The organism is Agrobacterium genomosp. 2 str. CFBP 5494 (assembly GCF_900013495.1).
GTDB lineage: Bacteria > Pseudomonadota > Alphaproteobacteria > Rhizobiales > Rhizobiaceae > Agrobacterium > Agrobacterium pusense.
In genome coordinates this window covers 2,240,726-2,265,598 of the sequence record NZ_LT009718.1, presented here as the reverse complement: position 1 = coordinate 2,265,598, position 24,873 = coordinate 2,240,726, and the positions used below count along the sequence as shown (strand labels likewise).

Genomic DNA, 24,873 nt, shown 5'->3' with positions numbered 1-24,873 from the left:
GTGGCCGGCGCGACCAGGAATTGAACCTGGACTCTCAGTCTGTTCCCCCTCGGACAACCGAAGGGGCCTGAAGAGCTACCGTTACACCATCGCCCGACATGCCTACGATGCCGCGGCTTCCTGCGCAGCGCAAGCGCCGGCGGTGCTATTCGAGTCCCGCCAATATTCGAGGTTGTTATCAATGGACGCGACAACGGAGTTCCAGACATCAAGTGTCGGCACGGTGCGCACATCGTCCTCCGGAAGGTACGTGTAAACGGTCTGCAGACAAGAGTTCACCAGACACTTGTGGAACAGATAGCCGTCTGAAATCACCTTCGAGCCGTCAGTTGTCGTCGCGACCGCTTTGTAGATTTCTGGTAGTCGGTGACCGTGCCACCATAGCCCATCGATCAGGGACTGTTGCAACATGAACAGGCGTTGGTAAAGGGTAGCACCCTTGTGAACGCCGTGCTTGAAAGAACCGACGGCATTAAGGAGCCGTCGTCGCACCTCGCGCGTCACGCCTTCATTGCTCCATTGTGCAAGCTGCTCAAGCGCTTTTTCTTCAGACATCAAACTCTCCCTCTGTGTGTCTCCCTCCATTTTGTGTCCGCCGGCCGACCGGCACAAATCCGCCGACGAAAATGCCTATTGGCAGCCGTTAGGTATTCTCATACAGCTGTGTCGGGGATACTTATGGGGGAAGTCATGCCACTGGTTCGCAGACCTAAGCGAGTAAAAACCGGGCCGAACAGCTACCAGAATTACAATTCCAAGGGTCAGCAGACTTCGACGACGCTGAAGATCAACGGCGGCACCTACACCGCTAAACGGAACGGCGGAGTTAAGCAGACCTACAATCTTGGCAACGGCTATTCGTCGGTGACGGAGACGAAGCCGCCTCGCAAAATGCCGAAACCGAAGAAGTTCAAACCGCCGAAGACGGTAAGGCTCAGCAAGGGCGGAAAATCGGGCGACGCCGATTTGTTGGCTCTCATCGCCTGGATTTTCGCGGCGCTCTTCTTTGTCGTCCGAGGCCTGTTCCTCGGTCTTGCGTACGTCATCCGAAAGATCGCCAAGAAATGACCTTCCGACGTCAGATCACGGCTCTCTCCGCGGCGGAATGATCCCCTCGGGAAACGCGGCATGCAGTTCGACGTCGGCATTGATGGACGACGTCGGCCACTCATCGTCATCCCGAGGCACAAGATCGAAGCCGGGGAGCGCCGCGCTGCCGTCGATGGCGACGAGCACCGAAAACAAGAACCCCGACAAGCGCTCCTGAACTGGGTCGCCGTCGGGGTTGCCCGCCAGGAGCTGAGTTTCTGGAAGATCGCGCCAGTATGCGAGCATCGCTCCAAGGTGTTCGAATAGGCGTTGACGGGCTTCGTAAGGGGTCAGCTGAGGCATAGCGGTCTCCATCTCGGGCGGCTGTTGTACCGGGAGATGGAGACCGTGTCCGGGTGTTACGAGGCTAGAGCGCCGGTGGCCACCTTCTCATCGGCATCCGCCGCCTCAGTTAAGGCTTTGCAGACGGCCATTTCCGCAAGCCACGCTTCCGCGCGCGCCTTACGAACCTGCGCTAGATCGATGTCGTCAGTAGAATCGATAACCCGCCGAGCGTATTCTTCCTTCATGTGTCGGATGCCTGTATCCAACCCCTCCATGTAGGCATCCATGTGTTCCTCGGGTTTCGAGTCTTTCCATACGGCCCCATGAAACGCCTTCGGCGCTGCACGAATGATCGCCGCCAACGAGGCTACGATCTTCTGGCGCACATCCGCGTCGACATCACCAAAACCGTGCTTAATCCCTCTGCGATCGGTGAGGTCGGCAATGACCCCGCGCGCTGCGTAATGCGCCCAGTCGACGGAAGGACCAGGCGGGACTTCTACATATTCACCACGGTCGTCCCAGTGGCTCAGGTCGTCGTAAGGAAACATGTTTCCGTGCTTCAGTCGCACCCATGCATCATTGTTCTCACACATCAATCTCTCCCTCTGTTGGTGTCTCCTTCAATGATGTGCGCGCCGGCCGACCGGCACAAATCCGCCGACGAAAATCTAGGTTGCAGGCACTTCAACCATCGCTTACTAGAAGTGGATTTAATGAAGTAGGGGAGGGATCGCGTATGCGCGAAAATCCATTCTGGTATCCTCGTCATAAGAGGATCAACGGGCGCATTGAATTCGATGCCTTCTTGGACGCGGTGCAAGAAGAAGCATTGCGCTGCACCGAAAATTTCCCGCGCTTTCATATACTCAATATGGCATTTGGCTCGGTGATCCCGGACAAAGACCCTATCCTCATATTGAATGCCAAGGGTAAGTACGAAATCGAGAGGCAGATCACCTACCAGATTAACTTCGGAAACCGCCCAATGCGCCGGAAAGACCTGGATGGAAACTGGGCGACGGAGACAGGCGCGACGCTGCACTACAGCCTTGGCGATGGTGGGTATGTCGCAACAAGTCTGTATGGATTTCACTCCGAACTAGGCCAAATGGAAGAGAAGATGATTTTCCTACGGATCGGCCATTACACCGCTTATCAGCTCAAGAAATTCATCGAACGCGATATCAAGGACTTCGTCGCATACTCATATGTTTCGAGCGTTGATACTGAGCCTACATGGCGGGAATGGGCACGAGTCTGGTTTCTCAGACATTTCCATCCACGTCAGGTGAACGGCAAATTTGAGAGCCCGAAAGGCAACAAGTGGGTCGGGACGGCAGCCAATTTCACGCTGCGAACAATGCTTCTCGTCCTCCTGAAGCCCATCGGAATAGCTCTCGCCGCAGCCTTGCTGCTCTTTCTGGGCTTCGAAATGCTCGCTAGTTTGATTTCGTGATGTGGGACTAAGACAGAATCCCGGCAGCGATGACGGGGTCATGAGTTCGAGATGGTTGGGTCGGGTCATGCCGCTTGAGTTTTCTCTTCGTCAACCCCAAACGTCTTGACCGTGAACGGTGTGCGCACTCCGAATTTCTGATCGAGTGGGGCCGATAAAATTGTCTGGACCTGGTTTCTTCGTACTCAACTTTTCCGCGTTAATGTGGTGCCGAGCTACAAGGAGAGATGGGCATGACATTCGGGCAAGTGGTTGCAGTTTCGATGGCAATTGCATTCGGCTCGGGGGTGGGAGCGATGTATCTCGTGACCGATAATGCTGAACCGTCGATGAGCGCCGTGGCCCAAGTCACGGTGAAGCCTTTCGCGCGCTGCGTCGGCGCTATCCGCATACATTGCGTTGTCGACGGAGACACCCTTTGGCATTCAGGCGTTAAAATCAGGATCGCCGATATCGACACTCCCGAAATCTCGGAGCCAAAGTGCGCATCTGAGAAAGCCCTTGGTGAACGGGCGACGGCGAGGTTGATCGAGCTGATCAACGCTGGACCGTTTGAAATGCGCGCATGGCAGGGCCGCGACGAAGACAGATATGGTCGGAAACTGCGCGTACTAGTGCGCAACGGTCTGAGCATCGGAGATGTGTTAGTGAGCGAGGGGCTGGCGCATACCTGGTCAGGTCGGAAAGAACCATGGTGCTGAGATGGTGCGAAGGCCGATCGGCGAATGAATGTTGATCGGCTTCATGATCCTGCTGATGTGCAGCATCCTGTTTTCAATGATAGGACACGTATATCTCGCGATTTGGGGAGAATGAGCGTGCGGAAAATCATCACGTCGCTAATCATTGCCGCGGCGCTGCCTGTGTCGGCCGCATGGGCGGAAGACGGCGTCGAGATTCGTGTCGACGATAAGAGTCTCGCGCTGCACATGATCCTGGGCAAACAAACGGTTTTCGCCACGCCCGCATTCGAAGACTATACAGAAATGTTTTTCGATCTCTGCGAAGCCATGGGACTCAAGATCGCAGACGAATGCAAGATTTTCCCCATGAACGCCGATCTCGGCCTCAATGCCATCGCGACCGAACAGGAGGGAAATCGGCTGATTTTGTACGACCGCCGTTTATCGCCCGACGTCGGCTATGAGGGCGCTATGGTCATCATCGCGCACGAACTGGGACATCATTACTGTCACCATCTACGCAAGGCGGGCGATCCCAACCTGGAGCTAGAGGCGGATCGTTTCGCTGGAGCCGCGATGCGAAACGCAGGGGTCAAACTCGAAGGCGCGCTGGCCGCCGTCCATATTCTCGACGAGAGGCCGTCGAAATCGCATCCCGCGCGGGCGGATCGTGTAGCCGCGATCAAAGAGGGGTGGAGCACGCCCAGCCTCGGCAAGCAGTGCCGCTGACGTTCACGAGACGAAATAGCCCCCGGCGTGGTTAGACGCCGAGGACCAGGAAGCGATCTATGCCACCATAGTGAGCTTAGAGACGAAAGCGTCGAGGTGATGCTTCACCTCCGCCTGCGCGGCCTCCAGCGCCAATTTTGCTGACAACATCACTTGGAAGGCGCGGGTCAGATCGGGGTGTTGCATGTCGTTACCGATCAGCGCCATGACCGCGCCGACAGTGACATTAGCGGGGATCGCCGAAGACACCGCGAGCAGGCTTGGAGCGCGGACGGAGTTGGGCGACAGAAGCGGACCGTGTTCATCGACCGAGAGATCGCAGCCGCCAAGGTCTTGCGCGGGAGCGTGGTCGTGGAGTTGCATCGCCAGGAAGAGACCCGCGAATTGAACCAGTTTCGTGAGTTCAGGCGAGACCCAGGTGTCCTTTTCCGCGACATGGGTAGCGGCGCAATGAGCCATGGATGTGTCCTTTCGAAGAATGAACGGCAGCTGGAACCGATGGGCGGAAAGCGCCACGTATGAGGTTCAGGCCGTTCAAGTTCTTCGTCATTGGACTACTCCATCGAAAACGAGGCATCCGTTTAGCAGCGCTTTCGGAATAAAACCTTGCGCCGAAAGCTAAACTTCTATCTATCGCGACTGAAATCAGCGCCGGGAGAGCAGTCCGCGTCGGCATTGTCTATGTCGCGTTGCTCCAGTGCCTCAGGCCACCATTCTCCGCCTGATGACAACTCATCGTCCTCGGGATCGGTCGGGGGCGGAGGATCAGTCGTCATCGTAAACACCCCATCCGAATTCGTCGAGGACGAGGCGCTGCTCCTGCTGCCGATGGAGTTTTCGCGTGCCGGCGATTGCCGCCCTACGACGCTCGACGACCGCATCTCGTACGCGCCTGGTCATTTGATACTCGCCAAGATCGACGATGTCGGCGGTCAGTGCCAGTTTCGGCCGGCAGGCCGCGTACGTCTCCAGTCCCCGATAATACGGCAGAATAGTATCGCGTTCCTCGGCTGACAGGTGATCAAGCGCGAGCGATATGCACTTCGAATTGACTGTCAGAAGATCGTGCTGGTTCATGTTCTCTCCCTTCGCGCCGGTCCTCACCGGCTATGACGATGATGTTTCCGCCGGCGGACCACTGCAAGCTATCGCCGTCGGTGGGCGGGCGGCAGGTCGCGTTGGACGGCGTCCTCCGCCGGCCGAGGGCGGTCTCGCCAGTCCCGCCAGCCAAAGGCATCGAGCGCGGGCGCGACCAGGTCCTTGACCGCGCCGCTCGGTTCGATGTTCGTCGGGCCGCGGAACTGCCGGACGAAGCCACTTCGAATTTCAAGCGTCGCAATGGGCTTGCCGTTCTCCGTGCGCACCGAGAAAAATCCGACATCGGGATTGCCGAGAAGCTCGTCGTACGATCCGCGTCCGATGCAATGGCGCATCCGCAGACCTTCCGCACGGAGCGCAGAACGGGAAAGGAGTTGGACGAGCGTATGCCCAGCGCCCAGGTCGAGGACGAAGCTCTCATCGTTGGGGCCGAGGACGATCTCGCGGAGATTACGCTGCCTGAGGCCCTTTGTCGCCTCGTGAACCAGGCGCTCCAACGTGCCGCACTTCATGATCTTCTTGGGATTGCCATCGCCGTCGACGTTGGCGAGCCACGACTGACCGTCGGCAACAGCGGTAATGAGCCAGTCGCAGACGTGCCAGGCATCAACGGAATGCCACTGCATCCACAAGCTCGCGCGGCGGCCCCATTTCCGATGCGTCGACCCGGCTCCGCGCTCCGGCCAGCCGTCGATGCGATGCCACTCGGGGTCTTCATGGTCACCTGGTGTCGGCATCCATTCTGAATCCTGAGTATCCTGCCGCGCCCAGTCTAGCCAGAAAACACGGCCCAGCGAACAATCGACAAGATGCCGGATTGGCGCGAGGACGCGGTCGGGCATGTCCAGCTCGTGCGCGAGGTGGGAAGTTGCTTCCCGATATTCCGGATGGTCGTATTTGCTTGTCATTTGATGTCTCCCTGCCGGTGAGGGTGTGCGTCGGCGGTGCAAGCAACAAAAAAAGGCGGCCCCTAGCCGCCTTTCCAAAAATATTCGATGTCAGTGTGTCACGCTGCCTGCGGCACGTCGTCTGCAGCGTCACCGTCAATAACGCGCTTGTAGCGGGCCTCCTTTTCCGGTTCGAGCCTGCCAATCACTCTCAGCGCCAGCGTCATGCCAAAACTGCCATGGTCTCTATAAACATTGATCGCGATACCCGAGGCCAGTGCGGCAGCCTTCAGAGCCACGGACTCAGCTGAACCGGTCAGCATCTTTTCCCGCGAATGCTCTTTCCAATTGCCGGCGACGGTGGCGGCGAACTCTCGGACAAAATGTAGGTCGAGTAGTTCAACGGCATTGAGTTTCTCGTAGTTTGCGTCCGGATAAAGAATATCAAAAATCTCTTTCTGTCGCCGATGAACGTAGCCGAAGATAACTTCAGCGCGATACTCAGTTGCAAGCGTGGATTTCAATGTTTGCATTCGATGTCTCCCTAGAGCGTCCTTTGCTCTACAAAAATGGTGTGACCAACGGCGGAATGTTGCAACGGCGTTTTTCAATAAAACTGACGCCGCCGATATTTTTTCTTCACGGCGTTGGTCTGAATGCCGGAGCCGGCTGTTGTCGAGCGGCGATCCGATCGACGAGCGTCGTCTGGTACTCACGGTCGCGGACCTCGGCGATGACGGCTTTGGTGAGGGCCTGATGCGTCCGCGCCCAGTACGACGTCAGCATCTCCCGCGCGGAGAGCGGATCGACGGTGACGCCGCGCTCTGCGCCGGTCTTGAACCAAGCTTCGGCGCGCAACACGAACGATGACCATTCCAGGTTTCGTGGAGCGGGCGCGCAGACGGACATCGATAGGCCGCGGTGTCGCGCGATCCTGATCATCTCCACCGCAACGGCGGCAGGATCGACGCCCATTTCGTCGAACGACAGGAGGTCCATCGCATGCTTGACGCGGTAGTCGCTGGTATCCTGTTGAAGCACGGCGAACCACTTCTCGGCTGCCGCGGCCGCCAGCGGCTGAACGTGTACAACGAGACCAGGCTCGCCCCGTACCATCGACGGCAGTTCCACCTTGGCAATGCCCTTTGGCAGCGCATGCGGGCCTGCGGCGACGGCGATGTCTATATGTGTATTCCCACGCAGGGTGCCGCACATCGCCTCGATCTTGATCCGCGTGACCGGCTGACCAGTACCGACGTCGATCTGCTGAATCCTGAACCTGCGGAGCTCAATGCCTTCGAGACGGAGGAGCGCGGACATGCGAGCGAAGCCGTTCTCAATCTCCATTTCAGAGAACCGGCGGACAACAACAATGTCGCCGTCTTCCGTAGGACGCATTGACTGCGGAAACATCAGGCCGCCGTGAACCACGAACGGCGCAGGGCCGAAAACAGCCTGCCAGTGTGCCAGCACACGCTCGGCGACATACCGCGACGCCGCACGGTTGACGTCTACCTTTTCACGCTTGAAGTTCGCTTTGAGTCGGTCGCCCAGTGCCGTCGCGAGTGCTTTGAAGTCCTGCATTTCGATGTCTCCCTGTTAAGGGAAGACTGCGGTTTGGCAATGCAAGAGACAAAACGGCGTTTCAGGGCGACGAGCGGCGGGCCTGCACGCGCGCCAGCTCCCGGGCAAAGTTCGCGGCGTTCATCTTCGACCGCGTCGCGCGGAGCATGACGTCCGCGAACTTGAGCTTTTTGTGATACTTCGCCTTGTCGGCGAAGGCGATTACGAGCTTGAGAGTTCCGATCGATCTCACGGACTGGAGACCCTTGCGGCGACTAGGTGCAGCAGGCGAGCGCTCAGGACGCGCCCAGTAGCCTCGCACGCCGCCGACGGTCCCGAAGAAGGTACCAGCCGCGCCGCGTGATTTCGCGATCCATTTCAGCGGTTGCAGGCGCATGCCGACCCGGGCGCGCTGTTTGTCCGACGTCGCGGCAATGCGCTGCGCCCGCAGAGCGACACGACGGGCCTTGAGCGTCGTTCGGTCCTTTTTCTCTTTGGCGGCGATCTTTGCGGCCTTCTTGAGCGCACCACGAGCGATGCCGCCGAACTGGTCTGTGTGCGCGACGTCCGCGCCGACCGGCACGTCATAGCGCGTGGCACCCGGATCGCCCTTGCGGCGTTCTCCGCCGTCGATCTGGTATCCGAGCACCTTGGCTTGCTCCGGTTTCGCGCGCAGCTCGGCGAACATGCGTGGTCCGTCTTGGTGTTTGGCCTGCGTGAACACCCATGCCCTCGAGGTCGTCCAGTCCTTAGGACGGTCAAACGTCCGCTTCGAGTTGTCGATGATCTGGGCTCGCGCATCGAACATAGCCGAGTTCAGGGTTCCTGCGGCCGCGCGCACGATGTCCGCTTCGAGGGCGCGGAAGTGACGAGAGAGATCGGTGAAGACGTCAACGGCCATCAATGTTTCTCCAGCCACTCGACACGAGACTCGAGATCGACGATCTTTGCCTCGAGGCTGCGGATGATGCTCAAGAGCGACTTGGTCGATGCGTCGGGATCGAAAGAAAATGCGTTGCCGTAGATTGCTCGAAAAATACTGCCGTGGGCATCAATGAAATCCTGCCAGGTCGTGACACCGCCACCAAACATCAGCCCCAGTATCGTTTGGCCTCGGGCACGAATGTCGGAAAGGTCGGACGGTGAGCTGAAGATTGTACCTGCTAAAGAGTAATTGTTCTGATTGTCGCTAGGAGAAGGTTTTGCGAAGGTCCAACCTACATCGACGCCCAGAACTTGATGCAGCAACGGGATGTCTTTGACACGATCGAGTCCGTCAGTGTCGCCGAATGTTACGGTCACTATAGATTTGCGCGCAGTCTCGCTAAAAGACTGCTGACGGAACCAAAACAGGCTGTCGCCGAGTTCGCCGTCAACGTCTCCTTCCGGATTAGTGCCGTGCGTGCCGCCACGCATCGTCATGTCATAGAGCCGGTTGAGTGCAGCCGTGAGAGCCGTCAGATCAGCACCTTCGCCAGGATCGAGGTTGCGCACCTTCTCTTCGAGGAGATTGAGGCGCGCGGCGTCTGCCGCAGGTGTCGAGGACTTCGTGTATGTCGGCATTCCAATGGGTCTCGGGCGAATACGCCAATTCTACGTCGACCGGCGGATCATAAGAAGACCCACGGCGTCCGATGAAACGCCGTGTTTTTGCGGAATCTCGATTCACAGTTTAGGAGTAATGGGGGGAAACGGGACCAATAGTGTCAGCGCGGAGGCTGGGAATACCGACGGCGCTTGATCAGACGAGAGGACAACGCGGACCAGGATTGTTGTCGGTCGAGACCACGGACGTCGACGAGATGATCCAGTGCGCCATCGAATATGGTATTGAGAACATCGGATGTGTTCGAGAGTTTGTCACCGGACACCTTGATCCGTCTAAGCTCGGCCTTCACGGCGGCGGAAAGAGCCTCGTCAACTGCCACAGGCTGCGGCTTTCCCACGTCTGCTCGACGCTTGCGCGTCCGCTGCGCCGAAGACCTCTGGCGCTCTGTCGTCTTGAAAAAATCTCTTGGCATGTCGCATGTCTCCCGAAACGGCGTTCCCGCACCGATGAAACGGCGTTTCGATGCAAGCGACAAACGATGTCTTTCAAATCGGAAATGGGACATCGGCGTCCCATTCTCAAATCAATGCGAGTTGCGTGCGATGTGCATGAGCTTGGGCTTGAGCTTTCCGGAACGCGCCCACGTCTTGATCGTGAGTGGAGCGCCGACCTGGTCATGGAACACTTTCGCGAGATAAGCGTCGATAGCGTCGGCACCCGGGCCGCCGGTCGCCAAGATCAGAAGGGCTGCATCTGCTAGAGCTTCTCGCGTCGAATTAGCGTCGAACTTCACGCTCCCCGAAGACTCGCGTGCCTTTAGCTGCGCACGGCGTTCCGCCTGTTTCCGAGCCTTGTATTCGCGGTGTTCGGCGTCGGTCATGTCGGCAAGTCCAACTGAACTGCGCTTCACTGAGGGTTTGCTTTGGAGGGCAGGCTCGTCGCCCAGCAGCTCTTTAAGTAGGCCCAGTTCGTCGTCAACGTTTTTGGCGGGTTCCTCGATCTCAATGTTTGTCATCACATTCCCTTCTACATGTAGAAACATGTTTCAGTTGCTACGTGGAAGTCTGCCTATCGGCCAAACCAAGCACAACAAATTTCTACATGTAGAACACGATTTTATTTTCTACATGTAGAATGCTATTTCAAAACGAGCTGGCGCACTAGAGGGCTCCGCCGCTCCGCCCGAAATGGATGACCGGCTCCTGAGAAAAGCGAATCTTGAAACCCTTTAAATGGCTAACCGAACCCTATAAACCGAGTCTGCTATCTAAATCATGCTCCGCGCATTTGATTACTCGGACGCCTCCGCTTGCGCCAAGCTTCGCCGAAGGGCAGACTTACAAAAGAAGAGCGAAGCGACCCGTTTCTTAAAACGGCGAAGCCCCTGTGAAACCAGATGATTTTGAATCATGAACCCGGTTTCAATATTCGCTATCGAGGCTTCAATCTAAACATACATCAGCGTCCCAGGAATACAGGGTACAGTTGACTAAGATTATACCACCTATCTCACTTGCCAAAGAATCGTGATGGGGTGGAGAAAATCATCGCAATAGTGAAAAATCCACGTTGATAGTCTTGTGCGATGCTCCGCCGACAAGCACACTTATAACAGTCGGGGAGACAGAAGTCGTGCATCAGCCAGTCAATACATCGCTCGAAGAAATGGAAGTCGCATCGAAGCGCAAGCCTCGTCGGCACAAGATGCACGGCAAGCGCGGCTCCCTGTTTGTCCACGAGCGCGCAGACGGTTTTGAAAAGGGATACGTCTGGAAGACCACGGGCGACGACATCATCCGGGGACATCAGCGCGGCGGCCTCAAGTGCGGCAATCTGTCGGCAGAAGCGGTTTACACGAACAACACCTCGTCGCCGCGCGTCGAAATTCCCCGGGTCGTCATAGAGACAATGTCTATCGAATCGAAGCAGCTGTATCCCGGGGACATCGCGGTTTTTTGGCGGCTGTTCGCCGAAGCCCGCAAGCAGGGCATCGAGCGCGACACGCATTCGATCAAGCTAAGCGACGTCATCGCGTACCTTGGGCTGAACAGCCTTCACCGTGCCAAGCAAGCCATCAAACGCCTGGCTGGGGCGATGATGACGCTTCGTCTCAACCAGGAGGGCGCTCGTGGCACGATCCGCATGAGCATGATCGAGTTGCTGCACGACACCGACGACTTCGCGGCATTGCGCGGCTACAACGAAGTGTTTTTCCGTCTGCCTTCGGCTCTCAAGCTCGCCGTTAGAGAGAGCCGAGACTACGCCTGGGTAGACCTTAACGCGCTGTCCCGGTTCGAATCCAAGTTCACGTTCCCGCTCTATCTCAAGCTGTGCCTGGAAGCAGGCAAGCATCGTCTGTTTCGCTCGGTGCCGGAGATGACAAAGTCTGAATTCCGGGCTTTCGTCGGAATGCCCGAGAAGACCCAGACGTCGGTGCTCGACAAGACACTGCAACTCGTCGGCAACGATCTATCGGCGATCTCCGGCGTCCGCCGTCGTTTCCCGATTTCCATCTCGTTCGAGGACGAAAAGCTCCAGATCGTGGTTGGAAGTGCCGCGAAGAGGCTGCGTGGAGTCAAGCCCGCGTGGATCGCGGCAGAAATGGCTGCAAAGCAGACCGAAGAGGTCTGCGCGATGCCTGCCGAAAAGCGAAAGCTCTATCCGTCATTGACGCGGTTCCGACAGGCGGAGACTGCCATCGGAGCGCCTGCGTATCGGATTTTCGGTCTGTGGTCAGCCGACATTCACGGCGCGACGTCTTGCCCCGACGACTATATCGTCGGTATGACCGGCCGCGACTTCATGAACCTGATCGACAAGGTCGGTGCGGACGATGTCATGGAGTTCTGGGCGGACAAGCGAGACTTCGAAGTCCTTGGAGTTGCCGGAAAATGGATGGATATCGAGGTCGTCGAACACACCTCGGTCGTAAATATCCCGATCACTGCATCCAGGCCAAAGGCACCCAGGGTCGCCCTCGACGAGATAGTGACTCGGGCAACAGCGCGCTACGATGATGAACGTCTGCCCGAACCCACCAAGTTCGCCGAGGCTTCCGACGAGGACATCCCGTACTGACGATCGCACGTCATTAACCGTGCGATCGATCTGACCACGCATGCCGCGTTGACAATCTCAACTGCACGCGGCATGGTTGCAAATAAGTTGACCGCGAAACACGAGCCGAAGTCATGTCCAAGAGCCTGCGAATAGAGATAGCCGCCGCCTGACCCCTCCGGGGGAGCGTTGCTATCCGTCTATTTGCAGGAGTTCACACCATGGCTAAGGCTAAGGCCACCGCGCAGTCGTCGTTAGAGCGTCGCATCGCCGACCTTCATATTTCCCGTTATCTCCGCCCATACCGTCGTGCCCTGGCGTGCTTTGTCGTCGTGGTTCTCCCTGATGGAGTGTCTTCCGTCTGCTGGAAGGATGCGGCATTAACCTGGTCTGGCAAAGAAGAGGACTGGCGCTTCCAGGAACCGGTCATCGTCGCGAGCGACAAAGCACTGACTGATGTCAGCATCGCTCGCGGACGTATCGTAGTCCTGATCGAACGCGGCGATCGCGATGAGTATCTCGAACACACGACGATCGCCGCCGCGGACGCGGTAGTCGATATTGCCGAAATCGATCCAAAGCTCATCCAGCTGGCATTTCGTGAAGTGGTCGGCAGCAGCATCACGCATGCCGACGCCACCGTTCTTGCCGCCATGCCTGCTTCACGTCGCCGTCTGATTTCATTCGCCGGCCGTCCTGTGTCGGAGGCTATCGCACGCCTCGCCGCCGCCCAGAAAAAGGAAGACTCCGAGAAGTCGGCGGATAAGGCTGAGGTCGAAAAGAAAACGTCTGCACCCCGCCTCGAAGACATCCACGGCTACGGCGAAGCAAAGACTTGGGGTCTTGAACTGGCTCGCGACATCGCTGACTACCGCGCGGGCATCATCGATTGGTCTGATGTTGACGGTGGCTTGCTGCTCTCGGGTCCTCCCGGAACAGGCAAGACGACGTTTGCCAAGGCCCTGGCTGAAACATGCGGCGTCGGTCTTGTCGTGGGATCGTATTCGACATGGCTTGCGACCGGCGACGGTCATCAGGGCGACCTTCTGAAGGCCATGCGCGGCGCGTTCGACACGGCGCGTAAGCTTGCGCCGTGCATTGTATTCGTCGATGAGTTCGACAATTTTGTCCAACGCGGCAGCATTGGGAACGGAAAGTCTGACGAATGGATGCGCGGTGTCGTCAACGGCCTCCTTGAGCTGGTGGACGGCGCGACATCCCGTGAGGGGGTCATCGTCATCGCTGCTTGCAATGATCCGTCTGGCATCGACGAGGCACTCCGTCGCTCGGGTCGCCTCGACCGCCACATCGAACTCGGCCTGCCGGATGCTGGCGCGCGCATGAACATCCTCCGCGACTACCTTGGTGTCGATCTCGACCTCCGCCCGTATCTTCGCCGCACCGAGGGCATGAGCGGCGCTGACCTGGAGCGCGTTGCCCGCGATGCCCGTCGCCTGGCACGTCGCGAACGCACCGAAATCGAGGAACGTCACCTCGTCGCGGCACTGCCGACCCGTGTTCGTCGCACGCCGGACAGTATGCGCCACCTCGCACGCCACGAAATCGGACATGCCGTCGTAGGTCACGTTCTCGGTATCGGCACCCTGCTTGTCGTGCATATCACGCAAGAGTTCGATCCCAACGCTGTTGGGGCTTCTGTCGCTGGCGCGGCTGCATTCCGTTCTCCCGACGGAGAGCTGCGCAACAGTACGGCTTTTTTCGACGCAATTTGCGCAAAGCTGGGCGGTTTGGCGGCAGAGACCATGTACTACGGAACACACGCCGAAGGTTGCGTCGCCGATCTTGAGGAAGCAACATCCCTGGCGACATACATGCTGTCAACGCTCGGGATGGGCGGCAGCTTGTCGTCGGCCGGTCACCGCGACCAGAAGGCTTTGGCCTCCGCCCGTCTGATGGACCCGGCGCTGGCCCGTGCCGTCGAGGAGATGCTGCAAGAGCAGGCCGCTCGTGCGCGCGAAATCCTTGAACAGCACCGTGAAGCGGTCGACGAACTGGTCGAGTTGCTCATTCTTCGTGGACGCTTGAAGGGTACCGAGGTGATCGAGACAGTCCGCGCATACGAGCTTGGGCCGACGATGTCGGAGGCGGTGTGATGACCTTCGTCAAAAAGTTCTACATCTCCGATACCCATCTCATGCACGAGCGCCTGCTCGGCATGCAGCCGCGTGCGTTCGCCTCGATTGAAGAGCATGACGAAGCGATCATCTCGCGGTGGAATGCGGTCGTCGGCGACGACGACATTGTCTACCATTTGGGTGACTTCGCATTCGGTCTGGCGAAGCACGCCGACCGTATTCGTGAGATTTTCGATCGCCTCAAGGGCCGTAAGCATCTGATCATCGGGAATCACGATGTCGACAAGCGCGGCAACCTTCACCCGTCGCTGGCGTCGCTCGACTGGGCAGCCCGCCCCGAACACGCGCTGCGCACACGAGACGGCGGTCATGAGGTCTTCCTATCTCACTACGCCGCCCGGACGTGGCCATGTTCCGGTTACGGGGCTTTCCATTTTTTCGGGCATTCGCACGGGAAGCTCCCAGGCTACGGTCGATCCCGCGACGTCGGCGTCGATATGCCCGATGTCGATTTCACGCCGCGCACCTTTGCCGAACTCACGGAAGGAATGATTGAATGACCGCCGACGAACTCAATCACATCTACGGTGCGATCATCAGCCCCTCGGCGGCCATCGATATCCCTGAACATTGGTTTCCTGCGATCCACGAGGCGCTGGCAGCTTTCCGCGATCTCCCGTCGTCGATCCGCGCATTCATGATCGTGACCGGGATTCGAGACAGCGACGGCCTCGTCATCGAAATCGGCGCTGTCCCTGATCTCATGCCGGCGGACGGGCTGCAGCGCATCGGAGAAATCGTCGGGACAGCTCAGGCGGCCGTGAAGGGGAGCCGACACTGATGCGATTGGAAAACGATCTCGCGATCCGCCGAGAGGTCCGCGACATCCTCTCGGCCGACGTCGCTCTGGGGGTCGGCGATGGGTGGCACCAACTTGTCGGCCGCGCGCTCGTGGAAATCCGCACTGTCACAGATGGCAAGGTCGCCATTCGGCAAGTCAAAGAGCGCTCTGGCAAACTCTCGATTTTCACCGACGTCATGATCAAGGGCGTCTCCGAGACCGTCATGACGCGGGTGTTCGATATCACTAACGCCGCAGCCGATCAGTCGGCATCCGTCTGCGAGATGTGCGGCAACTCGGGCAGACTGATCACGACAGACCGTGCTCGTGTCCGCTGCCAAGCCTGCGAAGCCGACGATCCCGAACGCGAACGAGTCTGGCGCGAGCATCGGGACGGCATCTGGGAAGCCGCGGCGACCTATATCCGGGTATGTCTCGAACACGAGCGGTTCTTTCCTGTCGCCAACATCTTCATGCCTGTTTGCGTCGACGACCGCGATCACCGGCTATGGCTCGATGAAGTCCACGACCGACTGATTTGGTGGCGAGCTGGCTCGTGGATCGGGGGTCTCGATGAGGCGCTGCGTGACGAATTCCGGAGTCTCGACTTTGCCCAGTGATGACGATGATCTTGGCCTCATTCTCGACCAGCGCAGGCGGCGGGCGACGGAAATCCGGGCGGCCGCGCGGGCGTATGTGAGAGAGTGCGGCCGACAGAGGGAGGTCGTTGATCTCGAGCAGTGGGGTCAGCATCGGTGGAGGCGCGACGGCGACGTCAAGCGACGGATTATGTGCGATGCGCTGCGCGACGAGGTTGCCAGTGGTGTGCCGGTCGTCGACGTCTGGCAGAGATTCGAGGTCTCGGGCCTGATTGCCCGTCAGCTCATAGGCGCACAGAGTTACGGCGATCTGTATCGTGTCCTCAGGGACAACGGGATGCCCGTCGGGTTCAGGCCCGCCGACGTCGCCAGGTGGGCCGCAGAAGGCAAAATTCCACGAGAGGACGTCCGCGAGATTTTCGGAATGGAAGACTCCGAAATCGACGCCTTCATCTCGGCATGGCTTGCCTCGAGAGGGAAATAATTCAAGACTTCAGTCTATACGCGGCTAAGTTGAAGTCTTGAATTTTCATCGTGTTGATATTGGGGTCATTAGATTTTTAGATATTTTGTTAAACAGACCTTATAACGCATTGAGTTGTCAACGAATTGATTAATTCAAGAACTCGTTTGAAACACCCGTGTTCCGGATTTAAAAAATTTCTTGCGGTTGTAATTTTTCGGTTGACAAACGAACTCGCAACGCGCTTTTTCCGCCACGTAAGTACCGCGTTGGAGTTGATATGGGCGAGACAAAGACAGCAGGGCCGGATTGGAATGCGGTGATCGACCGCATGAATGCCGAGACGGAGAAGTTGGATGCCAACGTTCGGCAGTGGCAGCGTGACGATGCCAAAACCCTGAACCGTCTCATGGGCGCAGTTGGGGACCTTCGTAGAGCGGAACGTGGCTTTGGCCGTCATGATCCCCATCCGAACGAGCCGCTGTCTCTCGAACAGGCTGCATGCCTGCCGGTGCTAGGAGGCGAGTTGTTTCACAACGCCAGCCTGAGCGTCCCCGGGCCGAACGTGTCGGCGAAGACGCTGCGCACAGCGGTTAATGCCGGGCTTTTGGGAACGACGAATACCAGTTCGAAGAACAAGACGACGTTGGCTCAGATCGAGGAGTGGCTTGAAGCATGCCGAAGCAAAAACACTACGGACCGTACCTCATCAAACGTAACGCCCGCTACGACGCGTCCGGCCGCCTCACTCACCGTGGTACCTTCGTCATCGCCGACGGGGAAGCCCGTCACAACACAGGATGCAGTTTCGGCAATCCTGAAGAGGCTCAAGTAGCCGCGGACGAGGCCGAGCGGAAACTGCACGACTACAAGACCGCTCAATACGCGCAGCAGGCCGGACAGGGTCTGGTGAACGTTGAAGCCGAGTTCGTGAAGATTGGTGACCTGATCATCTATTACCTCGTCGAACACGAGGAAAAGATCGGCAAGATGGAGAAACCGCGCCGCAAGGAGCTTCTCAGCCAGGTGGAGCGCCTGACGGCGTTCTGGGGCGAGAAGATGGTGTCCGAGATCAACCGAAAGAACTCGGAAGCCTACCAAAAAGGCAAGATGCCGTCAGTCGTGCGAAACGAACTGATCCTCCTGCGCTCGATGGTCAACTTCGGAGCGAGCGAAGGGAAGCTGAAAAAGTACGACGGACAGCTCAACTATATGATCCCTGACTCGCTGCCTTCGCGTGTCCATTTCTATACTGTCGACGAGCTGATCGCACTTTATAAGGCAGCCATGCGCAAGCGCCACACATGGCATGGCAAGAAGAGCTATCGGATGTCAGCGCACATCGCGAAGTTCCTCCTGGTCGCCGTGATGACTGGGACACGGGCGTCGCGCATTTGCAACGCTTCATTCGTGAAGGAAGCCGGTCGGCCGTGGATCGATCTCGAAAATGGAATCTTCTATCGCGCTGCCATTGGGGAGTTCGTAGCTCTGAATAAGCGCGCCGATCCCATCGCGATCCCGGCGCGATTGCTCAGGATGATGAAGAAGTGGCACCAAGGTTCGGGAAAAACGCCCGGATGCCGTTATCTCATCGAATATCAGGGCCGGCCTGTTGATTGCCGAAAAGGCTTCTACACACTCAAAACCGAGGTCCTTCCAGAAGATCGCGCCGAACAGCTCAACAGACACAGCCTCAAGCACACCGCCGTGACGATGCTGCTTCGCATGGGGGTGCCAGTCAGGGACGTCGCGATCTACATGTCCACGACTGAGGAGATCATTCTGAAGGTCTACTCACAGGTTATCCCTGGTGAATTCTCGTCCGTCCATCAGGCGCTCGACAGCAAGAAGCCTCGCGGGCCGCGCCCGGGAGCGAAACCCGAACTCAAGGTCGTGGGAGGAACTGGAGCATGAAATTCAACCTCACCTTAGTCGAGTTGGAGTGGCAGGACTTCCAACACGAATTCGTCAAGCGCCAGGTACATTGAGAGTTTGGACTCACTTGACTTTCTGTGGACAACGGTTCACAGAGCCGGTCGATTGTTGGGTGGCACCGCCACCTAACCGCCACCGTATCAACGGAACGGTCGGGGAACGAAAGGGAACCAACGCCACTCAACGGGAACCAAGAATCCAGCAAACGACGGTCGTGTCGCTGGTTTGGGACCAGAGGGTCGGGAGTTCGAATCTCTCCACTCCGACCATCGTTTTCCCCTGAAAACGCTGGAAACGCTGATTTGTATAGGGTTTCGCACAGTCATCTGTTACAAAACGTGTAACAAAAGAGGCTGGCATGGCGGATAAATACCTTCTCAATCGCAACGGTCGATTCTTCGCCCGCATCGTGATCCCGAAAGACCTTCGACCTTTCCTCGACAACAAGACAGAGCTTCGCACGCCGCTTGGACCTGACAGGCGGACGGCAAAAGCGCGCCTTCATGCCGCTGTTTCCGAGCTTCAGGCGCAAATCGCCGTAGCGGAACGCCGAGCTATGGTTGCCAAGGGTGAGGCCATTACGCCGGGCCGATATCCTCTCCCGGTCGAACAGATTGCCCTTCGAAATTATAACCAGCGTATCGCCTTCGATACGGAACTACGAAACACAGATAACCGCCACGCGATGGGCCTTGTGGACGATAGGCTTGTGGAACTCTTGCGTGAGGGCATTGCGGGCGGGCTTTCTAACGACAGCCTTGAAACGCTCGTAGGGCGTCAAATTGAGCGCTTCCGCCGTCTCGGCAACACTACGGTAATCAAGGGCACCCCGGAGTGGCGAACGCTCGCACGCGCCTTGTGTGTGTCCGAACTTGAAGCACTGGCCCGCGTTGCGGAACGTGATGAAGGTGATTTTACGGGCAAGCCAGAAGACCCCTTGCTTGCCGCAGCCGTGGAGGCTGATGAAATCGCCGCAGACCTTGACGCCTCGGATTTCAACAACCTGACATTCGAAATGGTCATCGCCGAGAAAGAACGCCTTACCGGCATGGGATTAGGTGGTAAGGTGAAGTCCGCAACAACTTTAGAAAAGTATCGTGGTGTGGTTCATGACTTCGAACACCATCGCCGCAGCAAGCGCGTTGCGACCGTTACGCTTGAGGAAGGCGAGGGGTGGCGCAACGCTATGCTTGATGCTGGCAAGCTCTCCCGGAAAACAATCAAGGACAAGCTGGCAACGATCCGGGCAATTCTTGGATGGGCGCAGGAACAGAGCCGTGGCAAGCTGTTCCCGGCCACGCCGAAGGGGACGCCCTTCGATTATCTCGAAATGCCAGTCGGTGAAGCAAAGGATAGCGCCGACCGGACGTATACCCTCAAGGATGCGCGTCACCTATTGGTGACAGCACGCTCTGCGGCCCGTGCAAGTTTCCGCTGGATACCGTGGATTATCGCCCATACCGGCGCACGCGTGAACGAAATCACCGTATTAGAAAAGCGCGATGTATTCGAACTTGAAGGCCATTGGTTCATTCATATCCGTGTTGGCGATGGCCGCACCACCAAGACGGGCAAGGACCGGAAAGTGCCAGTGCATCGCGCGTTGATCCGCGAGGGCTTTATTGATTTCGTCAAAGCTCAGCCAGACGGCAAGCTCTTTCCGGGCGGCGTCAATGAGGACCAGCGCTTGCGCGAATGGATTCATGAGAAGGTCTTTCCAAACCGGAAGAACATGCCGCCCCCGAACCACGGTTTCCGTCACCTATTCGAAGACGCTTTGTTTGCTGGTGTCAGCCAGAAAGCCGCGCTCTATATCACGGGCCGCGCTTCCGGCTCCTCGGCGGATGACTACGGCGGTAGCGATCTCCGCTTGATCTCAATTGCCGAACAGATGGATAAGGTGCGCGATATTGTCAGCGACGCCCGCGATTGCTGATAAAAGAAAATAATCCTATTTAATAGGAAAATAATCATATAAAGGGATTCACAAGCGAGTCCTGATGTGAGATTCTGTCCTCAAGTTAACCGAGGACGGATTTTCACTTGCTGGAAAATATCAAGAACGCAGCGCTTAAACCGCTAAGCTCGCTCATCGAACAGAAAGCCATGTCGCTCCTAGATGAGCGTATGGGCGAATTGTTTGGCGTGCTGCCTACTGCTTCCGGCGTCGTCGTTACCGGCAACTCCGCGATGCGCGTTCCGGCAGTTCTTCAAGCTGTTCGGTTGATCTCGGAAACGATCGGTTCTTTGCCGTGCAAGCTTTACCGCGAAGCCGGTGACAGCAAGGAAGTGGCCAAGGATCACCCGGGGCACAAGATCACCCATAGCCGGGCGAACGACTGGACGAGCGCCGGGCAGCTTCGCATTGATCTCACGATTGACGCCCTGCTTCATGGCGCTGGGTATGCGCAGGTAGTCCGCGCATCCGACGACCGCCCGCTTGAACTGCACCGCCTCGACCCCTCGAAGGTGCAGCGCCGTTGTGAGGACGACGGCGAACCTTCCTATCTCGTCTCTACGGATCGCGGACAGGTCCGGCTCTCCTATCGAGACGTTCTATATATCCCCGCCTTCGCTGGCGTCTCGCCGGTCAAGCTTGGCCGCGAGGCTATCGGTATCGGCCTTACGCTCGAAAAGCACACTTCGAACCTGTTTAGCGACGGTGCGCGGCCCAGCGGCATGTTTTGGAGCGAGAACAGCGTTCCCGACACCGACGCGGGCACGAAGACCATCGCTAACATTTTGCGCGATTATCGTGCGGCATTCAGCGGCGGCAAGCAGAACCGCCCCCTCATGGTTCCGGCTGGCTACCGCTATCAGCAGATCGCGCTTGCCAGCACCGATGCGCAGTTCATTGAAAACCGCCTTGAACAGATTAACGAAGTTGCCCGCATCTTCGGCGTTCCCCCCCACATGCTCTACCAGCTTGAGCGGGCGACATGGAGCAACGCGGAACAGATGGCCGCGAGCTTCTTGCAGCTTTGCCTTCGCCCTTGGCTTGATAAGTGGCAGGACGCCTATGCGACCGTGCTTCTCACGGACGAAGAACGCGACACCTTCTATTTCGAATTCGTCATTGACGACTTGCAGCGCGCCGACGCCGCAGGCCGTGCCGAAATCTTCGGCAAGCTTGTCGCCATGCGCGCTATGACCCCGAATGAAGTTCGCGCCGCGATGAACCTGCCCGCACTGCCGGGCGGCGACGAACTCGCCAACCCCTACACGACCACAACCACGACCGGCCCGGCAGAACGCCAGCAGCCGAAGGAAGCCTAATGCAGCACACCGCCTTTTTCGGTGATGGCGACAAGACCTTCGCCCTCACCAACGAAATGATCCTTGAGCTTGAACGTAAGACCGGCGTTGGTATCGCCGCACTCTACGCCCGGTTCATGCGGCAGGAATTCCATTTCGCCGACATGATCGAGATTATCCGCACCGGCCTCATCGGTGGCGGAACCTCCCCGGCACATGCGCAGACGCTTGTGGACATTTATGCCAAGCCGCGCCCGGTCATGGAAATTTTTCCGCTCGCCTTCGACATTCTGGATGCCCGTTGGAGCGGCACCGAAGCGGCAGCCATCAACGATGCCCTTGTGCAGGTGGCCGAATGACCGACACCTGCACCCTCGAAATCAAGGCCGAAGTCTCGATTGACGACGCTGGCACCGTGACCGGTATCGCTTGGCCTTTCGGCAAGCCCGACAGCTACGGCGACCTTATCGAACCAACCGCGTTCAAGTTCGCACCGGAAGTCCCGATGATCGTTGAACACGAACAGCGGCAGGTTGTCGGCATCTGGAACGCCTACGAAGTCACCGACAAGGGCCTCGAAGTAAAGGGCCGCTTGTTTGTCGAAGGCATCGGTCCCGCCCGCGAGGCCCGTCGTCGCCTTGTCGCCGGTAGCATGTCCGGCCTGTCCATCGGCTACCAGCTTCATGAACACAAGGCCCGCCCGGAAGGCGGGCGTGTCCTGACCGATCTCACCATCACCGAAATCAGCCTTTGCCGTCGTCCGGTTCACCCGGACGCCCGCACCATTGAAGTTAAATCCATCGTCGAAGGAAACAGCATGGAAAACGAAGAACTCGAAGTGAAGTCCGATCCGGTTGCATCGCCGGATGAAGTGAAGGCCCTGAAGGCCCGCATGGACAAGCTGGAAGCCAAGGCGAACCGCCCGCTCGCAGCGAACAACAACCATCCGCTTGGCCAGAATGACAACGATGAGCGCAAGGCGTTCGTTTCATATCTTCGCCGGGGCGTCGAACGTATCAGCCCGGACGAAGTAAAGGCTCTGACCGTCTCCGACTCCGCAAATGGCGGTTATCTCGCACCCTCGGAGTTCGGCAATGAGCTTATCAAGCTCCTGAACGAATATTCGCCGATCCGCAGCTATGCCCGCGTCGTCTCGATTTCCGCCCCGGAAATCGTCTATCCGCGCCGCGTGTCCGGCACCGCCGCAACTTGGGTGGACGAAACCGGCGACCGCACCGAAAGCGGTATGACCTTCGAACAGGTCAAGCTGACCCCCTTTGAACTGGCGACCTACACCGACGTTTCTAACTAGCTTCTTGAAGACAATGCCTATGGTCTGGAAGGCGAACTTATCGCCGACTACGCCGAAAGCTTCGGGAAGACCGAAGGTCTTGCGTTCGTTAAGGGCACGGGGACCGGCCAGCCGAAGGGCATCATGACCGCAACCGGCATTAAGGAGGTGAAGACGGGCGTTGCCGCTGCATTCCCGTCGACCAATCCGGCGGATGTCATTATCGGCATGTATCATGCGATTGCAACGTCGCACGCCCAGAACGGCGCTTGGCTCATGAACCGCAATACCCTCTCCGTCATCCGGCAGTGGAAGGACGGAGAGGGCCGCTATCTCGTGCTTGATCCCATCACGGCAGGCGGTGTCCTGACCCTGCTTGGCCGTCCGATTGTCGAAATGCCCGACATGGACGATATCGGCGCGGGCAAGTTCCCGATCCTGTTCGGCGACCTGTCCGGCTATCGCATTATTGACCGCGTTGGCCTGTCCACGCTCCGCGACCCTTACAGCCTCGCGACGAAGGGGCAGGTTCGTTTCCACGCCCGTAAGCGTGTCGGCGCGGACGTTACGCACCCTGACCGGTTCGTAAAGCTCAAGGTCGCGGCATAATCCCATGACCTACAAGCGGCCCGCCTACGAAGAAGTGAGGATTGCGCTCGGCGATAATATCGCCGTGACGCTTCGCCCTACCTTGCGGGCCGCTGTTACCCTCGAAGCGCGCTACGGCTTTCCGACCCTGTTCCGGGCGTTGGAAGAAGGCAGCTTCACCGTCATTTCCGATATCATCCACACGGCGACCGATAGCCGGGATGATGCAGCGGCTCGCCTGTCCGTCCATCCGGGCGAGTCGCTTTCCTCTTTCATCGGCCTCGCGCGGATTCCGCTCGCCGAACTTGTTTCTATGCTGATGCCCGCGCCCGATCCGCAGGCAACCAATGTTTGCCCTTCTGGCAAGTCCGTCGCATGGGGCGAATACTATGCCGATCTCTATGAGAAGGCGACCGGCTGGCTTGGCTGGACGCCCGAACAGGCATGGAACGCCACGCCGACCGAGATCGACCGCGCCTACACCGGCCATTTCGCCAAGCTCAAGGCCATCCACGGCAGCGGTGAAGACGACAAGCCGACCGATAAAGCACCGGACCCCGAACAGGCCGCGCGCAATGTCGCCGATGGCCTCGACCCCGAATTTGACCGTGCCGGGCTTCGCGCCCTTAAGGCCAAGATCGCAGGTGCCGCATGAGCCTGCCGCCCCGCATCTGTTCTTGTGGCCGCGTCGTGCCGCACAGCGAGCGCTGCGAGTGCCAGCGCGCCCAGACCCGGGAGCGCAACGCCCGCCATGATGCTCGCCGCCCTAGCGCTGCCAAGCGCGGCTATAACCACGAGTGGCGCAAGGCCCGTGGCGAATACTTGCTTGCGCATCCAAATTGCCGGGAATGCAGCACCCACGGCATCACCCGGCTTGCAACCGTCGTGGATCACATCATTCCGCACCGCGGCGATAAGCGTCTGTTTTGGCACCGCGCCAACTGGCAGCCACTTTGCGCACCTTGCCACAACTCCATCAAGCAGCGGCAGGAGCGCCCGTTGTCCGAATGAGCTTAGACGTTAATTCCGCGTTCCATCATCTTACGGCGCATAATCTCTGCCTCATCCGTTTCTGTGGAGTGAGCCAGCGGCGTTTCAGCCCGAGCGTTGCTTTTGTGCGCGCCAGCACGCGTCTTGACGGTCGGGGCAGCGGATTGCTGTCCGTTAGCGCTAATCATACCCGCGAGCGCCAGTCCAATCCCGCTCAGTATCGTAGCGAGCGACATCATCGCCCCGTGAATATTGATGATGTTTCGGCCCACGCCGACATCGGAACTCGATCCACCGAGCAACCAAATCCAGCCGCCAACGAACAAGCAGTAACCCAACAATGAAAGCGGATGAGAATACAATGCGTTACCCCTTATCTCTACCCCACGTTGAAGGTTTAGAAAAGTTCGCCAACG

At 58.2% G+C, this 24,873-nt stretch carries 29 protein-coding genes, 1 tRNA gene and 2 pseudogenes; 18 read left to right on the top strand and 14 right to left on the bottom strand.

Features of this window, described 5'->3' with window-relative positions:
• Window position 1: 1 nt before the first annotated feature.
• Window positions 2-96: transfer RNA gene (locus AGR2A_RS29570), tRNA-OTHER, on the bottom strand.
• A gap of 6 nt (window positions 97-102) precedes the next feature.
• The gene (locus AGR2A_RS11340) at window positions 103-555 is read right to left on the bottom strand and encodes a hypothetical protein (RefSeq protein WP_139786374.1); all 453 of its coding nucleotides are present in this window, start codon (window positions 553-555) and stop codon (window positions 103-105) included.
• Between the two features lie 135 nt (window positions 556-690).
• Here AGR2A_RS11340 and AGR2A_RS11335 point away from each other — a divergent pair, with 135 nt between their 5' ends.
• Window positions 691-1,068, top strand: a complete 378-nt coding sequence (locus AGR2A_RS11335) for a hypothetical protein (protein WP_080822920.1) — start codon at window positions 691-693, stop codon at window positions 1,066-1,068.
• A 15-nt stretch (window positions 1,069-1,083) separates the two neighbouring features.
• Here AGR2A_RS11335 and AGR2A_RS11330 read toward each other — a convergent pair whose 3' ends face one another.
• Window positions 1,084-1,392 (bottom strand): hypothetical protein, encoded by a 309-nt coding sequence (locus AGR2A_RS11330; protein WP_080822919.1) that lies wholly within the window; start codon window positions 1,390-1,392, stop codon window positions 1,084-1,086.
• A gap of 56 nt (window positions 1,393-1,448) precedes the next feature.
• Window positions 1,449-1,970, bottom strand: coding sequence for a hypothetical protein (locus tag AGR2A_RS11325; RefSeq protein ID WP_080822918.1), 522 nt, complete (start codon window positions 1,968-1,970; stop codon window positions 1,449-1,451).
• 143 nt (window positions 1,971-2,113) lie between these two features.
• On the opposite strand from AGR2A_RS11325, the gene AGR2A_RS11320 reads away from it, so the two are divergent.
• The 3 genes from AGR2A_RS11320 (at window position 2,114) to AGR2A_RS11310 (ending at window position 4,245) form a co-directional block, all read left to right on the top strand.
• Window positions 2,114-2,833: a hypothetical protein gene (locus tag AGR2A_RS11320; protein ID WP_080822917.1), complete on the top strand. Its 720-nt coding sequence runs from the start codon at window positions 2,114-2,116 to the stop codon at window positions 2,831-2,833.
• Between the two features lie 233 nt (window positions 2,834-3,066).
• Entirely contained in the window at window positions 3,067-3,534 is a 468-nt protein-coding gene (locus tag AGR2A_RS11315) for a thermonuclease family protein (protein ID WP_080822916.1), read from the top strand.
• Window positions 3,535-3,651: 117 nt separating this feature from the next.
• Complete coding sequence (locus tag AGR2A_RS11310; protein WP_080822915.1) at window positions 3,652-4,245, top strand: hypothetical protein; 594 nt, start codon at window positions 3,652-3,654, stop codon at window positions 4,243-4,245.
• A 57-nt stretch (window positions 4,246-4,302) separates the two neighbouring features.
• On the opposite strand, the gene AGR2A_RS11305 is transcribed toward AGR2A_RS11310, so the two are convergent.
• The 9 genes from AGR2A_RS11305 to AGR2A_RS11265 form a co-directional block, all read right to left on the bottom strand.
• Window positions 4,303-4,704, bottom strand: a complete 402-nt coding sequence (locus AGR2A_RS11305) for a hypothetical protein (protein WP_139786373.1) — start codon at window positions 4,702-4,704, stop codon at window positions 4,303-4,305.
• Between the two features lie 306 nt (window positions 4,705-5,010).
• Window positions 5,011-5,322 (bottom strand): hypothetical protein, encoded by a 312-nt coding sequence (locus AGR2A_RS11300; RefSeq protein WP_080822913.1) that lies wholly within the window; start codon window positions 5,320-5,322, stop codon window positions 5,011-5,013.
• Between the two features lie 68 nt (window positions 5,323-5,390).
• Entirely contained in the window at window positions 5,391-6,251 is an 861-nt protein-coding gene (locus AGR2A_RS11295; protein WP_080822912.1) for a PcfJ domain-containing protein, read from the bottom strand.
• A gap of 98 nt (window positions 6,252-6,349) precedes the next feature.
• Window positions 6,350-6,763 (bottom strand): hypothetical protein, encoded by a 414-nt coding sequence (locus tag AGR2A_RS11290; RefSeq protein ID WP_080822911.1) that lies wholly within the window; start codon window positions 6,761-6,763, stop codon window positions 6,350-6,352.
• 106 nt (window positions 6,764-6,869) lie between these two features.
• Complete coding sequence (locus tag AGR2A_RS11285; RefSeq protein ID WP_080822910.1) at window positions 6,870-7,814, bottom strand: nucleotidyl transferase AbiEii/AbiGii toxin family protein; 945 nt, start codon at window positions 7,812-7,814, stop codon at window positions 6,870-6,872.
• A gap of 61 nt (window positions 7,815-7,875) precedes the next feature.
• Window positions 7,876-8,694, bottom strand: a complete 819-nt coding sequence (locus tag AGR2A_RS11280) for a hypothetical protein (RefSeq protein ID WP_080822909.1) — start codon at window positions 8,692-8,694, stop codon at window positions 7,876-7,878.
• Window positions 8,694-9,356, bottom strand: coding sequence for a hypothetical protein (locus AGR2A_RS11275; protein ID WP_080822908.1), 663 nt, complete (start codon window positions 9,354-9,356; stop codon window positions 8,694-8,696). The genes AGR2A_RS11280 and AGR2A_RS11275 overlap by 1 nt, the downstream gene beginning before the upstream one ends.
• Window positions 9,357-9,499: 143 nt before the next feature.
• Entirely contained in the window at window positions 9,500-9,814 is a 315-nt protein-coding gene (locus tag AGR2A_RS11270; protein WP_139786372.1) for a hypothetical protein, read from the bottom strand.
• A gap of 111 nt (window positions 9,815-9,925) precedes the next feature.
• The gene (locus AGR2A_RS11265; protein ID WP_139786371.1) at window positions 9,926-10,357 is read right to left on the bottom strand and encodes a hypothetical protein; all 432 of its coding nucleotides are present in this window, start codon (window positions 10,355-10,357) and stop codon (window positions 9,926-9,928) included.
• A gap of 617 nt (window positions 10,358-10,974) precedes the next feature.
• Between AGR2A_RS11265 and AGR2A_RS11260 the strand changes: the two genes are divergently transcribed.
• The 14 genes and pseudogenes from AGR2A_RS11260 to AGR2A_RS11195 all read left to right on the top strand — a co-directional run bounded on the left by AGR2A_RS11260 (window position 10,975) and on the right by AGR2A_RS11195 (window position 24,478).
• A complete protein-coding gene (locus AGR2A_RS11260; protein ID WP_080822905.1) occupies window positions 10,975-12,420 on the top strand; it encodes a hypothetical protein in 1,446 nt (481 codons plus the stop codon).
• Between the two features lie 200 nt (window positions 12,421-12,620).
• Entirely contained in the window at window positions 12,621-14,513 is a 1,893-nt protein-coding gene (locus tag AGR2A_RS11255) for an AAA family ATPase (RefSeq protein WP_080822904.1), read from the top strand.
• Complete coding sequence (locus tag AGR2A_RS11250; RefSeq protein WP_080822903.1) at window positions 14,513-15,055, top strand: hypothetical protein; 543 nt, start codon at window positions 14,513-14,515, stop codon at window positions 15,053-15,055. The genes AGR2A_RS11255 and AGR2A_RS11250 overlap by 1 nt, the downstream gene beginning before the upstream one ends.
• Window positions 15,052-15,336, top strand: coding sequence for a hypothetical protein (locus AGR2A_RS11245; RefSeq protein WP_080822902.1), 285 nt, complete (start codon window positions 15,052-15,054; stop codon window positions 15,334-15,336). The genes AGR2A_RS11250 and AGR2A_RS11245 overlap by 4 nt, the downstream gene beginning before the upstream one ends.
• A complete protein-coding gene (locus AGR2A_RS11240; protein WP_080822901.1) occupies window positions 15,336-15,956 on the top strand; it encodes a hypothetical protein in 621 nt (206 codons plus the stop codon). The genes AGR2A_RS11245 and AGR2A_RS11240 overlap by 1 nt, the downstream gene beginning before the upstream one ends.
• Window positions 15,946-16,419 carry a hypothetical protein gene (locus AGR2A_RS11235; protein WP_080822900.1) on the top strand — a complete coding sequence of 158 codons (474 nt, stop codon included), beginning with the start codon at window positions 15,946-15,948 and terminating at the stop codon, window positions 16,417-16,419. The genes AGR2A_RS11240 and AGR2A_RS11235 overlap by 11 nt, the downstream gene beginning before the upstream one ends.
• A 654-nt stretch (window positions 16,420-17,073) precedes the next feature.
• Complete coding sequence (locus tag AGR2A_RS11225) at window positions 17,074-18,312, top strand: tyrosine-type recombinase/integrase (RefSeq protein ID WP_139786370.1); 1,239 nt, start codon at window positions 17,074-17,076, stop codon at window positions 18,310-18,312.
• Between the two features lie 379 nt (window positions 18,313-18,691).
• Window positions 18,692-18,865, top strand: a pseudogene (locus AGR2A_RS30325) (DUF6538 domain-containing protein); the annotation flags it as partial.
• A 24-nt stretch (window positions 18,866-18,889) separates the two neighbouring features.
• A complete protein-coding gene (locus tag AGR2A_RS29870; protein WP_185933302.1) occupies window positions 18,890-20,269 on the top strand; it encodes a hypothetical protein in 1,380 nt (459 codons plus the stop codon).
• 107 nt (window positions 20,270-20,376) lie between these two features.
• A complete protein-coding gene (locus tag AGR2A_RS11215) occupies window positions 20,377-21,609 on the top strand; it encodes a phage portal protein (RefSeq protein ID WP_234797393.1) in 1,233 nt (410 codons plus the stop codon).
• Window positions 21,609-21,947 (top strand): gene transfer agent family protein, encoded by a 339-nt coding sequence (locus tag AGR2A_RS11210; protein ID WP_072494490.1) that lies wholly within the window; start codon window positions 21,609-21,611, stop codon window positions 21,945-21,947. Before AGR2A_RS11215 ends, AGR2A_RS11210 begins: the two co-directional genes overlap by 1 nt.
• A pseudogene (locus AGR2A_RS11205) lies at window positions 21,944-23,488 on the top strand (phage major capsid protein). The gene AGR2A_RS11210 and the pseudogene AGR2A_RS11205 overlap by 4 nt, the downstream one beginning before the upstream one ends.
• A gap of 4 nt (window positions 23,489-23,492) precedes the next feature.
• The gene (locus AGR2A_RS11200; protein ID WP_072494489.1) at window positions 23,493-24,122 is read left to right on the top strand and encodes a hypothetical protein; all 630 of its coding nucleotides are present in this window, start codon (window positions 23,493-23,495) and stop codon (window positions 24,120-24,122) included.
• Window positions 24,119-24,478, top strand: a complete 360-nt coding sequence (locus AGR2A_RS11195) for an HNH endonuclease (RefSeq protein WP_072494488.1) — start codon at window positions 24,119-24,121, stop codon at window positions 24,476-24,478. The genes AGR2A_RS11200 and AGR2A_RS11195 overlap by 4 nt, the downstream gene beginning before the upstream one ends.
• A 2-nt stretch (window positions 24,479-24,480) precedes the next feature.
• On the opposite strand, the gene AGR2A_RS29005 is transcribed toward AGR2A_RS11195, so the two are convergent.
• Window positions 24,481-24,819, bottom strand: a complete 339-nt coding sequence (locus AGR2A_RS29005) for a hypothetical protein (protein ID WP_139786369.1) — start codon at window positions 24,817-24,819, stop codon at window positions 24,481-24,483.
• Window positions 24,820-24,873 lie beyond the last annotated feature (54 nt).